Here is a 13,092-nt window from a genome sequence, read left to right as displayed (position 1 = left end):
AGAGAAAATCTAGGATTTTTTTATTATGTAATTACATATATGTTGACTTTTATTTAACTAGGCTATAATATCATATATGTAAGCAATATGTTATTACATAATAGAAGAGGCTTAAATTATGAAATACACTTTAGATGATTTTGCTAGATTAATCGATCACACTAATTTGCATGCTGACGCAACTGAAGCAGATATGAAGAAACTTTGTGATGAAGCTAAGAAATACCACTTCAAGATGGTCGCCATCAATCAGGTGCAATCCAAGTTCTGTTCAGAACAACTTAAGGGTACCGATATCGATACTGGTGCAGCCATTGCCTTTCCTTTAGGACAACAAACCATTGAATCCAAGGTCTTTGATACCAAAGATGCGATTAAAAATGGCGCTAATGAAATTGACTATGTCATTAATATCACCGAATTAAAGGCAAAGAACTATGACTACATCAAGCGTGAAATGCAAGAAATGGTTGCTGCTTGTCACGAACACAACATTCCATGTAAGGTAATTTTTGAAAATTGCTACCTAACTAAGGATGAAATTAAGAAGTTAGCTGAGATTGCTAAAGAAGTAAAACCAGACTTTATTAAGACTTCAACTGGCTTGGGTACTGGTGGTGCTAAGGTGGAAGATGTAAAGTTGATGAAGTCAGTAGTCGGTGATGACGTCAAAGTTAAGGCAGCTGGTGGTATTCGCAATAGCGACGACTTTTTAGCCATGGTGCGTGCCGGTGCTGATCGTATCGGTTGTTCTGCTGGTGTGAAGATTTACGAAGCTTTGAAGCGCCGGATGGAAGACGATCATGTTGATGGCATTGAGATTAATTGTTAGGAGTAAGAAATGAAATTAGGAATCGTTGGTAGTGGCCAAATTGTGCATGACTTTTTGTCAGCCTCTGATCAAATGCAAGATGTAGAATTAGTGGCAATTTCCACCTTAGCCAGATCAAAGTCAGTCGCAGAAAAATTAGCTGAGAAGTATCATATTCAGAAAGTTTACACAGATAACGAAGCAATGTTTGCCGATAGCGATATTGATACTGTTTATATTGGTGTACCTAATTCGCTGCATTTTCCAATTGCTAAACAAGCTTTAACAGCAGATAAAAATGTCATCTGTGAAAAGCCATTAGTTGAGACAAGCGAGCAGGTAAAAGAGCTTAAGAAGACCGCTGATAAACACCACGTTTTGCTCTTTGAAGCAATGACTGTTCTTTATCTGGAGAACTACTTCCACTTAAAAGAAGACTTGAAAAGAATCGGCAAGGTTCATGTCATAGCTTTGAATCTGACACAAATTTCTAGTCACTATGCGGACTTCTTAGCAGGTGTTCATATTCCTAAGTTTGATCGTAAAATGGGTGGCGGTGCTTTAATGGATATGAATATCTACAACATCAATTTCTGTGTCAGTTTATTTGGTCAGCCAAAGCAAATTTCATACTTACCAACAATTCAGCGTGGTACTGACACTTCCGGTATTCTGAATTTAACTTATGATGATAAGCAAGCTAGTTTAATTGCAGCCAAGGATGCAGTTGGACCAACTCGTTCTTATATTGAAGGCGAGAAGGGGTTAATCTACTTTGATGGACCATTAAATGTTCTGCCTGATTATTATGTTCAAATAGGAAAAGAAGAGCCAAAGCATTATAACTTCAATAAGTATGATCACCGCATGATTAGCGAGTTTAATTACTTTGCACGTAAGATCAAAGAACATGATCAGCAAGCGGCCGATGAAGCTGCAGAGCATAGCTTGAATGCGATTAGCGTATTAGAAAAAGCACAGGAGTTTTTGCCTCATGACTAAGGCGAAGTATCAAGAAATTGAAGAAATTTTGCGTAAGCAGATAACTGATGGCAGTTATCAAACCGGTGATCTGATTCCGAAAGAAGTAGAACTTGCAGCTAAATACGAAGTCTCTCGTCCAACGATTAGTCATGCTGTCCAGGGTTTGGTTAATCAGGGCTACTTAGAACGCCGTAAGCATGTTGGTACAATTGTTAAGCAGACTAAAATTGCCCAGGAATTTACTCATGTCATTCAAAGCTATGATTGTGAAATGAAGCAAAAAGGTTTAACTGCTCAGACTCAAGTTCTTTACTTTAAAAAAGCAAAGTCTACAGAAGAGGTAAGGCAAGCTTTAAAGTTGAAGGCGAACGATGAAGTCTACAAGTTAACGCGTTTACGTTCGGCTGATGGTAGTCCTAATGTAGTAGTGACAACATATTTACCTGTAAAATATTTAACTGATTTAGGGCAAATTGATTTTTCAACGCACTCACTTTATCAAGAACTGAGCAAAAGAGATTTGTCGGTGATTCATGTCAAGCGTAAGCTGGAAGTTAAGGCTGCCAATGAGATAACAGCTGATTTATTAGATATTGCAGAAAATGATCCGGTCTTTTATTTCCACACTTATGGTTACACTAAGAAGGAAATTCCGATCGAATATTCTATTGCCACATATCGCGGGGATGAAAATTATTTCTTAATCGATTTAAAAAAATAGAATAAAACCCGGATTTAAAAATGAAGTGCAACACTAAGTGTTAAACAAAAAGGCCATGAAGACCTAAACTTGAAGTGACGAAAAATCAAGAAAGGAAGATCTTCATGACCAATTCAAATTCTAGCATTTCTAAGCACTATCATCAATTAACCAGCGTACAACGTAAGTGTCAATGTTTTTGCGGTAGCCTAAAAACCATTAGTCTGACCTTAATTCCTTAATATTTTATGTGGTTTAACATTCGATTGAATTTACTTAAATAACTTCCGCCAGCAACTTCTGTTGTTAACGCTCCATGTTGAATTTCAATGTGCGTTTCATGACGCCGCTTTAAGCTATCTCTAGCTGCTGCCTGTAGTTTCTTGCGGTCTAAACTGATCAACTTACCTGTCTCAAAGTTACTATTGAGCCATTGCTCTAAGTCGTGATTCTTGATGCAGGTCAATATTCTGAGCATGCCTTCTGCGCCAGCTTTAGACCAGTATTTGCCTTGTCCCTTAACCCGATAAGTGTACTTACGGTGATTACTCTCACAGCTACCGATTGCTTTAGTAACCTTTAAATTACGCATTTTGAACGGCTTGATATCGTCCCAGTGGCTATCAATATAACTGCGAAGTCGGGCGAGATGCTCATAGTTTTGCGCAGTATCTAGCTCATCAAATAGTTTACTTTCAACCGTATTCAAGATTGTATTCACTAAGTCGCGGTCGTACTTAAACTCTAAGGCATAGATTAATTTACCCTGTAGTTCTTGGACAAAGCAAAGACGATCTTTAATCTTCTTGTTCAGATGGAAAACGTCTAAAAAGTGCTCATGTTTACTGCAATGACCAACAATTTCGCCAAAGTCTTTTTTAGTATAACCAGCACCGCCATCGGCATTACTGATAATCAAAGTGTCAGTTAAATCATAAGTGTTAGCTAAATATTCTTTAGCTTCATTCAAAGCATCCAAACGGCTTAACGATACAAATTCCTTGGCATTAACTCGCTCTCTGCGTCATTACGAATACCTTCACAAATCTGATAGCGATGAAACTCTAACCGTCCTTGAGTGCCTTTAATCATGACGCCATCGCCTTCAAGATACAGTACTGACACTTTTTTCTTTGAAGTTTGCGCATCATAACGACTATCGGATTCTTGTTGTTCTTTGATCTTTTGACCAGCAGCTTTGACCAGATTACCTACTTGAGCATGACTAATATTAAAACCTGAAAGGCAATTAACAGCTAAGGCAGTATTGCGATAAGTGGTAACACTACTTACTTCTAAAATATTTCTGACAGCTAAAACACTGTAATGCTTATATTTATCAAAGCCCAATAATTCATCTAACGGATAGCGGCTTTCTGTACCAGCTTTCACATACCTTCTTCTAGAATAAGTTACTTCACCAAAAGCTATATTAATTGAACGTTGATTCTTCTTTTCAATCTGGTAGCCTTGATTCTTCATTGATTCACTTAGCTCTTGATCAACTTGTTCCAAGGCTAAAGCCATTAAGTTTCTAATCAAATTAAGAAAGAAGACTACTAAAGCTTTTTCACGTTTAATAATATTAGTTTCAGACTTTAAAATACCTACGATTTCAGTTACAATTAAATTCATAAAAGACCAGTTTCTAATATGTTTTTTTGCTTAACATCAGACTACTGGTCTTTTTGTTTTGGAGTCAAGTCCTAAATTGGATTTGGCTCCTTTTTAATTTGTAACTAAGCGTCACCGCAAACTATTTTACACTTAGGAATAATAAAATCCGTTACTTAATATAGCCATAAACACAAAAAAGACTACCACATATTGTGGAAGTCTTTAGATATGTTATTCAAAATTATCCATTTCTTCGATTGCCTTTTCCCAAGCGTTATTTGCATCATCTAGCTGTTTTTGAACATCAGATAATTGCTCTTGAAGTGGTCCAAGCTTATCAAAATTGGAAGCAATATCAGGATTTGCCATTTCATTTTGAATACTTTGTTCTTGTTCTTCTAATTCTTCAATCTTTTGTTCAGCTTGGTCAATTGCGCGCTGCAATTTTCTCTTTTGTGAATCACGCTGTTTTTGTTCTTGGTAAGAAAGCTTTTGCTGGCTGACTTGTTTAGTAGGTTGAACTTCTGTTGAAGATGAGGCAGCTATTTCTTGCTTTGCTTTTTCATCAAGATAGTAAGAATAATTACCATTATATATCTTGGCGTGACTATTTCTAACAGAAACAATTTTATTAGCTAATTGATTAATGAAGTAACGGTCGTGAGAAACGAAGAGCAAAGTGCCATTGAAGTCTTTTAGTGCTTTTTCAAGCACTTCTTTTGCTTCAATATCCAAGTGGTTGGTAGGTTCGTCCATCAACAAGAAGTTATCGTGTTCAAGAGAAAGAACTGTTAAAGTTAATCTGGCTTTTTGACCACCGGATAGTTGTCCGACAGTTTTATCAATATCTTTAGCAGTAAAAAGAAAACTGGCCAAGATTGAACGAACATCACGTTCTGGCATTGTCTTATGACGATCCCAAACAGTGTCCAAAACGGTCTTAGAAGGATCAAGTCTTTGCAATTCCTGATCATAATACCCGATGTCTAAAGATGCGCCGTATTTAATGGAACCACCTTTAGGCTGCAATTGTTTCATAATGGTTTTAAGTAATGTAGATTTACCGATACCATTTGGTCCAATAATAGCTACACGATCACCTTTATTAATTTGGAAGGAAATATCACTAACCATTGTTTTGTCTGGATAACCAATAGTTAAATCGTTAAGAATTAAAACTTCCTTACCAGAAGGTCGCTCGCTATTAAAGTGAATTCGAACCTTGTTCTTATGCTTTGGTGGCTTGATTCGTTCGATTTTTTCAAGCTTTTTACGACGACTCTGAGCACGTTTGGTAGTAGTAGCTCTTACTAAATTCTTTTGAATAAATTCTTCGTCTTTTTTGATCTCGGCCTGTTGCTTTTCATATGCTGCTTCTTGATCTTTATCACGTTGTTCACGCTGCATTACGTAAGCAGAATAATTACCCTTAAATGGAGTTAATTTACCAAATTGCAATTCGAAGATTTGAGTTGCCAAATGATCTAAGAAGTACTGGTCGTGGGATACAACCAAAATTGCACCGCTATAGTTCTTCAAAAAGCCTTCCAACCAATCAAGCGTATCCAAGTCAAGGTAGTTAGTAGGTTCGTCTAGCAAAAGCAATGCGGGCTTACGCAGAAGCAACTTTACGAAAGCTAATCTAGTCTTTTCACCGCCAGAAAGGCTGCCAATCTTCTTTTGCCAAGTATTTTCTGGAAACTTGAAACCATTCAAGATACTCTTAATATCTGATTGGTAGGTATAACCACCTTTTTGTTCAAAAGCAAATTGCTTTTGGTCATATTGCTTAAGCAGTTCCTGGTCTTCGGGATGTTCCGCAATTTGTTCTTGCATGTGAGTTAAACTTTTTGCTTCCTTTATTAAGGGTGCAAAAACAGATTCCATTTCATCCCAAATGGTCTTGTCTTCGTTTAATGCATTTTCCTGAGCAATGTAACCTACATCAATGCCCTTGTTAACAGTGAATTCACCGTGAGTTGGTTCTTGCTCGCCTGTCATAATTTTTAATAGGGTAGTTTTACCGACCCCGTTGGGACCAACTAAACCGATTCGGGCATTAGAATCGATTGAAAAAGTAACATTTTTAAATAAAGTGTTGGCACCAAATTGTTGTTCTAAATCGTGTCCTTGTGCAATAATCATAATTTTTCACCTAACCATTATTCTACCATATGGTAGAAAGTGATCGAATACTAAATACATGTGAAAAATAATCTTTGTGAAAAATATATTTGGACAAACACCCTGTTAACAGGTATGATAGATATGCTTGATTGTGCATTCACAAACATGAAATACAGTTGGGGGCTTCTATTATGGATAGAATAAAAATTCCAAAAGCAACAGCAAAAAGACTACCTTTATATTATCGTTATTTGATCATTTTAAATGAAGAAGGCAAGGATAAGGTTTCTTCCACTGAACTATCTGAGGCAGTTCAAGTTGATAGTGCTTCGATTAGAAGAGATTTCTCATATTTTGGTGCTTTAGGTAAGCGCGGATATGGTTATGATGTAAAGAATTTGCTGAGCTTTTTCAAAAAGATTTTAAATCAAGATACATTGACAAACGTTGCTTTAGTTGGTGTTGGTAACTTGGGAAGAGCGTTACTTAATTACAATTTTAAGCGAAGCAACAATATTAGAATTTCTTGTGCTTTTGATATTAATAAAAAAATTACAGGTCGTATCCTAAGCGGCGTTCCTGTTTACGATATGAAAGATTTAAAGCAGCAATTAAGTGATCAACAAATTTCAATTGCTATTTTAACTGTTCCTTCAACCGCTGCCCAAAAGACTACTGATGAAATGGTAGATGCGGGAGTTAAGGGAATTATGAACTTTACACCGATTAGATTATCTGCTCCTGCAAGTGTAAGAGTGCAAAATGTAGATTTGGCAACAGAATTGCAAACATTGATTTACTTTTTAGATTCTGAAAAGCAAAAGAACGATGAATTATAATCTTAAAAGACTACTTTTCTAAATGAAAGGTAGTCTTTTTTTACCTCTTAGTCATGAAAATTGACCACTTAGTCTAAATAGCTAGTTTTCACGCAAGATTCTTGGTTTAATATAGTTAAGTCGAAGGGAGGGATGAAGCTTGAAGGTAAAATTAAATATTGATCCTAATCAAAAGGAGACAGAAATAGTTATTAATGCTTCGGAATTAACGCCAGAAATTGAACAATTGTATCATGCCTTGCAGAAACAAACGCCTAATCTTGAGCAGATCGAAGCTATCAAAGATGATGTCTCTTATTATTTGAATTTAAGCGACATCCTTTTCTTTGAAACTGACAGTAAGATCGTCATGGCTCATACGACGAAAAATGCTTATCAAGTTAAATACAAATTGTATGAGTTAGAAGATATATTGGGCGGCAATTTTATGCGAGTAGCTAAATCTACTATTTTGAATTTGGATAAAATATATGCCATTACACGTTCGATTTCTAACTGTCAGATTAAATTTGAAGAATCATATAAAACGGTCTATGTATCGCGGCATTATTATCGTGATTTGCGTAATCGTTTAGAAGAAAGAAGGAATTTTCAATGAGAGGTAAATTGGGACGAGCTTTTTGGGGCATCTTCTTTATTGCCTGTGCATTGTTTGTAGTTTTAAACCAAATGGGGATTTGGACTTACAGACTAGGGTTCTGGGCTGCGATTGGGACAGTGATTTTTGCAATCAGTTTATTAGATGGATTAATTAATCGTCGGATCACTGAGAGTGTCTTTTCCGTTGCGTTCATTTTAATGATTTTCGCTGAACCACTACATATTACTCGGTTGGTACCGTGGACTATTTTACTTGCAGCAGTCCTAATTTCAATTGGATTGGGGATTATTTTTCGCAATCGATTTCATACGGTGGTTTATGCAAATAAGAAAATTAAAAACTTTAGGGACAAAAGAGAAAATCTTACAGATCATATCTTTACTGATACAGTAAGCAAAGAACAAGGTTCTCATGTAGTAGTTGATCAAACTATGTCAGACACTTCTCGTTATATTCATTCTAAAGCACTAGAGACAATTGATGTGAATGCTAAAATGAGTGATGTTAACTTATACTTAGATGATGCTCAGGCAGCAAATGAAACAGTGACAATGAATGTCAATATAACAATGACAGATTTGACGATCTATTTACCATTATCATGGCAGGTAGAAAGCAACATGGCATCTACTTTCATGTCAGGTGATTTTGAAATTGATGGTACGTCTAACGGTGGTGGACCAACTTTAATTATTCAAGGTCGTTCGAGCATGAGTGATATCAAAATAGAATATGTCTAAAAAATAAGGCTTGGAAATCTCCAAGCCTTATTTTCATGCGGTTGTTAAACTTTTAATTAATTTAACAGGTAAGATGTAATGCTTTTTGTTAAGTTCTTTATTAGGATCGCTAATTCTTTGAAGCAAAAGTTTAACTAACAAAATAGCTATATCATTGATGGGTTGAGCAATTGTTGATAATTCAGAATGGTAAGTTTGAATTTGTTTAGTACCATCAAAGCCAATTACTTTTAAATCTTCAGGTACTTTTAATCCTAACTTTCGTGCTTCTTGTAAAACTAAGATTGCGGTTAAATCATCTGTGCAAACAACACCATCAGGATGATCATTTTGCAGCATTTCGTGAATAGTTATATTCTTCAATAATGTAGAATCAGAAAATGCTACTGAACAAATGTGGGGAGTAAAATTTAAATTTTCTGCTTCGTTTAAATAGGCCTTTAATCGTTGGTCTGTAGGGTTACCTTTTAATTGTTTATTTCCTAAAAAGAAAATTTTATGACAACCACTTTGAATTAAATCATGTACTGCTAATTTGATTCCTTGATAATTATCACAACTGACAATAGGTACATTTTCGGATAATTTACGATCAAAAGAAACAATCGGCAATCCTAATTCTTGATATTCTTCGATTCCTAAATTATGAGCTCCGGCAATAATACCATCAACCTGGTTGGCTAAGAGCATTTTTAGGTAGGCACGTTCTTTTTCTTTATCTCTTTGAGCATTACAAAGGATTATCTTATATCCCTTTTCAAATAAAATGTTTTCGATATCTTGTATTAGTTCCGCAAAAAATGGATTGGTTATTTCTGGGAAAATCAATCCAATTAATTTCATTTTTTTGCCTTGAAGTGATCGAGCAAGGGAATTAGGTTGATAATTTAATTCTTTCATAGCTGTGAAAACTTTATGTTTGGTTTTATCGCTTAAATAGCCATGATTATTAATTACTCGAGAGACAGTTGTTACTGAAACACCAGCTTTTTGTGCAACATCTGTCAATTTTACTGCCATAATATCACCTTATTAAAGGATCGTTTCCATATTGTAGAAAGTTCCTTGATAATTTGTATCTTGATCAAATTTAATTCGTTGGTTAACTGGATCAGTGAAAAATCTGCCAGTTAGAACATGTTCGCCATCGTTAACGAAGATTTCTACTAATGAGTGATCGACAAAAATATCAAGTTTTAAGTCTTCGTGTGGAGTAAAGCTAGTAAATCTAGTGGTGCCATAATCAACTGCTACTTTCTTCCCAGCCTGAGCACGATCCAAAGTTAATTTTCCATCGTTGGTATCAAACTTGATTTGCAAGCTTTCGCTTAAATTATCGTTAGCAGCAAGGTGCAAAGTGCCAGTTTGGTTAGCTGAAATATTTAACTTTAATTCATATTGGCCAGTAGTATTTTCTTTTATTGTCTTACCACTAACTTTTTCTTCATTTCTGCGTAATGACTTGATAGTTTCAACTGGTTCTTGAATTAGTTTGCCATCATGAATACTCAACTTCTTAACTTGGCTTAAGCAGTTAGCCCAATTTTCATCATCGGTTGGGTAAGTGGTATCAGGCAAACCAACCCAGCTAACTTCGTATGCAGTACCATCAGGGGCGTTAAATGCTTGTGTAGCATAAACATCGAAGCCTTCATCGAGGTTGTGTAAAGGACCTGGGTTGATTAAACCGTGATTTTCAAAATCAATGTCATCGGCAATTACATACATGTTAGGGTAAATATCATCATAGTCTGCAATCTTTTTATCTAAACCTTGAGGGCAGAAAATGACTACGACTTTACCGCCGACGCGAACAATGTTAGGACATTCAATCATGTAGCCTAAATCGTGATCTGATAAGTTTAAGAAGCCTAATTCTTCCCAATTCTTAAGATCCTTAGATTTCCAAACATCAATGTGACCGTGTTTTTCAGCTTTGTCTTGTGCACCTAAAATCGCATAGTAAGTGTCATTTTCCTTAAGAATTTGAGGATCGCGGAAATGTTCAGTGATGTGATCAGGATTCTTGAATAAAACAGTTTTGTCTTTGACGACACCATCTTTATCCATCCAAGCACCAATTTGGTAAGGAGTGCGAACCCAGTTTTCATCACGGTGATTACCTGTGTACATTAAGAATAATTTGCCGTCGATTTCACGAGCAGAACCTGAGTAGGCACCGTGTGAATCTGCCATGCTGTCAGGCTTAACAGCTAAGCCGAGATTGATCCAGTGAACTAAGTCTTGAGACTTGAAGTGGACCCATGATTTTAAACCGTGAACAGCACCAAATGGATATGATTGATAAAACAGGTGATATTCACCATTAAAATAAGAAAATCCATTTGGATCATTAACTAAACCTGAAATAGGGTGTAAATGGTAATGCATTTGATAAGCGGAATTTGCGGCCTCCGCTTGTAAGTCAAGTAAGGTCTCTGCATCCCATTTACTATAAGGTAAATAACGTTTTTCTCTTGTCCATTCCATAATTTTGCCTCCGTGTAAGCGTTATCTTTCATTTGTATTTTAGTAGATAATAAAAAATGTGTCAAACGTTTATCATATTTTATATCAGCAAAATTGGCTTATTAAGTCATAAGTCTGTAAAATAAATAAATAAATTGCTGTCAAACGATTGACATATTTCATGAATGCGTTATCATAGTTAGTGAATTGAGAATAAAACGTTTACATAGGAGGAAACAAATATGGACCACAAAAAGGTGGCTGAACGAGTAATTAAAGATGTGGGCCGCGATAATATTATTGCTGGTGCACACTGTGCTACTCGTTTGCGTTTAGTTTTAAAAGATGATTCAAAGGTTGACCAAAAGGCATTGGATAATGATCCAGATGTTAAAGGTACTTTTAAGACCAATGGTCAATATCAAGTAATCATTGGGCCAGGAGATGTTAATGATGTTTATGATGAATTCATTAAGATCACTGGCTTGAAAGAATTATCAACCGATGATTTGAAGAGGGTTGCTGCAGAAGGTAAAAAGAAGAATCCAGTAATGGATTTCATTAAACTTTTGTCTGACATCTTTGTTCCAATCATTCCAGCCTTAGTTGCTGGTGGTTTGTTGATGGCTTTGAACAACTTCTTGACTTCACCAGGACTATTTGGTTCTAAGTCAGTTGTTCAAATGGCACCTAATATTGCCGGCCTTTCTAACATGATCCAAGTCATGTCAGCTGCTCCATTTATCTTTATGCCAATTCTGGTAGGTATGTCGGCGGCTAAAAGGTTTGGAGCTAACCAATTCTTGGGTGCTGCAATCGGTATGATTATGACCACACCTAACTTGGGTGGTGCTACTAAGTTCTGGGATATCTTTGGTTTACATGTTGCACAAACTAACTACCAATACCAAGTTATTCCTGTCTTAGTATCAGTTTGGGTATTATCAATTTTGGAAAAGAGATTCCACAAATGGCTTCCATCTGCAGTTGACTTTACCTTTACACCACTTCTTTCAATTATGATTACTGGTTTCCTTACTTTTGTAATTATTGGACCAGTCTTCAAGGGTATCTCAGACGCTATTACTAATGCAATCGTATGGCTTTACAACACTACTGGTGCCTTTGGTATGGGTGTCTTTGGTTTGACTTATTCAGCAATTGTTACTACTGGTCTTCACCAAAGTTTCCCAGCTGTTGAAACTCAACTTTTGGCAGCATTTGCTAAGAATCCAGCAAGTTCTGGTGACTTTATCTTTGTTACCGCATGTATGGCTAACGTTGCTCAAGGTGCCGCAACCTTCGCAGTTTACTTCTTGACTAAGAACAAGAAGATGAAGGGGTTGGCAAGTTCATCAGGTGTATCTGCACTTCTTGGTATTACTGAACCAGCATTGTTCGGTGTTAACTTGAAGTACAAGTTCCCATTCTTCTGTGCTTTGATCGGTTCAGGTGTTGCTGCCGCATTTGCTGGTGCAATGCACGTAACTGCAGCTGCCCTTGGTTCAGCTGGTTTCCTTGGATTCCTTTCAATTTATCCAAAGACTATTCCAATGTGGATTGTTTCTGTAGCAATCAGTTTTGTAGTTGCCTTTGTCTTAACTTACGTTTACGGTAAGGGTCACTTGAAGGAAGAAGTTGCTGAACAAGATGTTCCAGTAAACGATGCAGATGATTACGCTGAAGAAAATCAAAAGGCAGAAAAGCTCGGTAAGGAGGAATTATCATTAAAGGATGAAGTTATTGCTTCACCAGTTGATGGTACTCCAGAAAGCTTAACTAAGGTTAACGATCAAGTATTCTCAGCTAAGTTAATGGGTGACGGTGCTGCTGTTATCCCTAGTGACGGTACAATTTACTCACCAGTTACTGGTACTGTAACTATTGCTTACGAAACTAAGCACGCATACGGTATTAAGTCAGATGACGGTGCTGAAGTATTGATTCACATCGGTCTTGATACTGTAAACCTTAAGGGTGAACACTTCGAAAGCTTTGTAAAACAAGGTCAAAGAGTTGAAAAGGGCGATAAGCTTGGTACAGTTGACCTTGATGCTGTGAAGAAAGCAGGTTACGACACTACTGTCATGGTAGTAATTACTAACACTGCTAACTACGCAAATGTTCAACGCATTACCGACGCTGGCGACAAACACGGTGATAATTTGATCGCTGTCACAGCTCATAATTAATCATTAACTTAT

10 protein-coding genes and 1 pseudogene are annotated in these 13,092 nt (G+C 36.5%); 7 read left to right on the top strand and 4 right to left on the bottom strand.

Annotated features, from left to right (window positions below; translation table 11 throughout):
* Positions 1 to 118 precede the first annotated feature (118 nt).
* Genes deoC through B5E95_RS02065 form a run of 3 tightly spaced genes read left to right on the top strand, consistent with a single transcriptional unit; the run spans position 119 to position 2,516 of the window.
* A complete protein-coding gene (gene deoC, locus B5E95_RS02075) occupies positions 119 to 832 on the top strand; it encodes a deoxyribose-phosphate aldolase (protein ID WP_087235481.1) in 714 nt (237 codons plus the stop codon).
* A 9-nt stretch (positions 833 to 841) separates the two neighbouring features.
* The gene (locus B5E95_RS02070; protein WP_087235480.1) at positions 842 to 1,813 is read left to right on the top strand and encodes a Gfo/Idh/MocA family protein; all 972 of its coding nucleotides are present in this window, start codon (positions 842 to 844) and stop codon (positions 1,811 to 1,813) included.
* Positions 1,806 to 2,516 (top strand): GntR family transcriptional regulator, encoded by a 711-nt coding sequence (locus B5E95_RS02065; RefSeq protein ID WP_087235479.1) that lies wholly within the window; start codon positions 1,806 to 1,808, stop codon positions 2,514 to 2,516. The genes B5E95_RS02070 and B5E95_RS02065 overlap by 8 nt, the downstream gene beginning before the upstream one ends.
* Before the next feature lie 217 nt (positions 2,517 to 2,733).
* On the opposite strand, the pseudogene B5E95_RS02060 reads toward B5E95_RS02065, so the two are convergent.
* Both B5E95_RS02060 and B5E95_RS02055 read right to left on the bottom strand, forming a co-directional pair.
* Positions 2,734 to 4,130, bottom strand: a pseudogene (locus B5E95_RS02060) (ISLre2 family transposase).
* A 213-nt stretch (positions 4,131 to 4,343) separates the two neighbouring features.
* A complete protein-coding gene (locus tag B5E95_RS02055) occupies positions 4,344 to 6,257 on the bottom strand; it encodes an ABC-F family ATP-binding cassette domain-containing protein (protein ID WP_087235478.1) in 1,914 nt (637 codons plus the stop codon).
* A 173-nt stretch (positions 6,258 to 6,430) separates the two neighbouring features.
* Between B5E95_RS02055 and B5E95_RS02050 the strand changes: the two genes are divergently transcribed.
* The 3 genes from B5E95_RS02050 to B5E95_RS02040 all read left to right on the top strand — a co-directional run bounded on the left by B5E95_RS02050 (position 6,431) and on the right by B5E95_RS02040 (position 8,419).
* On the top strand, positions 6,431 to 7,078 hold the full coding sequence (locus B5E95_RS02050) for a redox-sensing transcriptional repressor Rex (protein WP_025005199.1): 648 nt from the start codon (positions 6,431 to 6,433) through the stop codon (positions 7,076 to 7,078).
* Positions 7,079 to 7,217: 139 nt separating this feature from the next.
* Positions 7,218 to 7,676, top strand: coding sequence for a LytTR family DNA-binding domain-containing protein (locus B5E95_RS02045; protein WP_025005198.1), 459 nt, complete (start codon positions 7,218 to 7,220; stop codon positions 7,674 to 7,676).
* Positions 7,673 to 8,419 (top strand): LiaF transmembrane domain-containing protein, encoded by a 747-nt coding sequence (locus tag B5E95_RS02040; protein ID WP_087175998.1) that lies wholly within the window; start codon positions 7,673 to 7,675, stop codon positions 8,417 to 8,419. The genes B5E95_RS02045 and B5E95_RS02040 overlap by 4 nt, the downstream gene beginning before the upstream one ends.
* A 33-nt stretch (positions 8,420 to 8,452) precedes the next feature.
* Here the strand turns inward: B5E95_RS02040 and B5E95_RS02035 are convergent, their stop codons facing one another.
* Both B5E95_RS02035 and B5E95_RS02030 read right to left on the bottom strand, forming a co-directional pair.
* Positions 8,453 to 9,439: a LacI family DNA-binding transcriptional regulator gene (locus tag B5E95_RS02035; protein WP_087175999.1), complete on the bottom strand. Its 987-nt coding sequence runs from the start codon at positions 9,437 to 9,439 to the stop codon at positions 8,453 to 8,455.
* Positions 9,440 to 9,451: 12 nt separating this feature from the next.
* Positions 9,452 to 10,909, bottom strand: a complete 1,458-nt coding sequence (locus B5E95_RS02030) for a sucrose-6-phosphate hydrolase (RefSeq protein ID WP_087176000.1) — start codon at positions 10,907 to 10,909, stop codon at positions 9,452 to 9,454.
* A gap of 221 nt (positions 10,910 to 11,130) precedes the next feature.
* Here B5E95_RS02030 and B5E95_RS02025 point away from each other — a divergent pair, with 221 nt between their 5' ends.
* The gene (locus B5E95_RS02025; RefSeq protein WP_087235477.1) at positions 11,131 to 13,080 is read left to right on the top strand and encodes a sucrose-specific PTS transporter subunit IIBC; all 1,950 of its coding nucleotides are present in this window, start codon (positions 11,131 to 11,133) and stop codon (positions 13,078 to 13,080) included.
* Positions 13,081 to 13,092 lie beyond the last annotated feature (12 nt).

This window comes from Lactobacillus gallinarum (assembly GCF_002160635.1).
Taxonomy (GTDB): Bacteria; Bacillota; Bacilli; order Lactobacillales; family Lactobacillaceae; genus Lactobacillus; species Lactobacillus gallinarum.
This window is presented reverse-complemented; position numbering and strand designations above follow the sequence as displayed.

Excerpts from the sequence above, each read along its gene's own strand:
- deoC (WP_087235481.1), top strand. The coding sequence starts at position 119 with ATGAAATACACTTTAGATGATTTTGCTAGATTAATCGATCACACTAAT.
- B5E95_RS02070 (WP_087235480.1), top strand. The coding sequence starts at position 842 with ATGAAATTAGGAATCGTTGGTAGTGGCCAAATTGTGCATGACTTTTTG.
- B5E95_RS02065 (WP_087235479.1), top strand. The coding sequence starts at position 1,806 with ATGACTAAGGCGAAGTATCAAGAAATTGAAGAAATTTTGCGTAAGCAG.
- B5E95_RS02055 (WP_087235478.1), bottom strand. The coding sequence starts at position 6,257 with ATGATTATTGCACAAGGACACGATTTAGAACAACAATTTGGTGCCAAC.
- B5E95_RS02050 (WP_025005199.1), top strand. The coding sequence starts at position 6,431 with ATGGATAGAATAAAAATTCCAAAAGCAACAGCAAAAAGACTACCTTTA.
- B5E95_RS02040 (WP_087175998.1), top strand. The coding sequence starts at position 7,673 with ATGAGAGGTAAATTGGGACGAGCTTTTTGGGGCATCTTCTTTATTGCC.
- B5E95_RS02035 (WP_087175999.1), bottom strand. The coding sequence starts at position 9,439 with ATGGCAGTAAAATTGACAGATGTTGCACAAAAAGCTGGTGTTTCAGTA.
- B5E95_RS02030 (WP_087176000.1), bottom strand. The coding sequence starts at position 10,909 with ATGGAATGGACAAGAGAAAAACGTTATTTACCTTATAGTAAATGGGAT.
- B5E95_RS02025 (WP_087235477.1), top strand. The coding sequence starts at position 11,131 with ATGGACCACAAAAAGGTGGCTGAACGAGTAATTAAAGATGTGGGCCGC.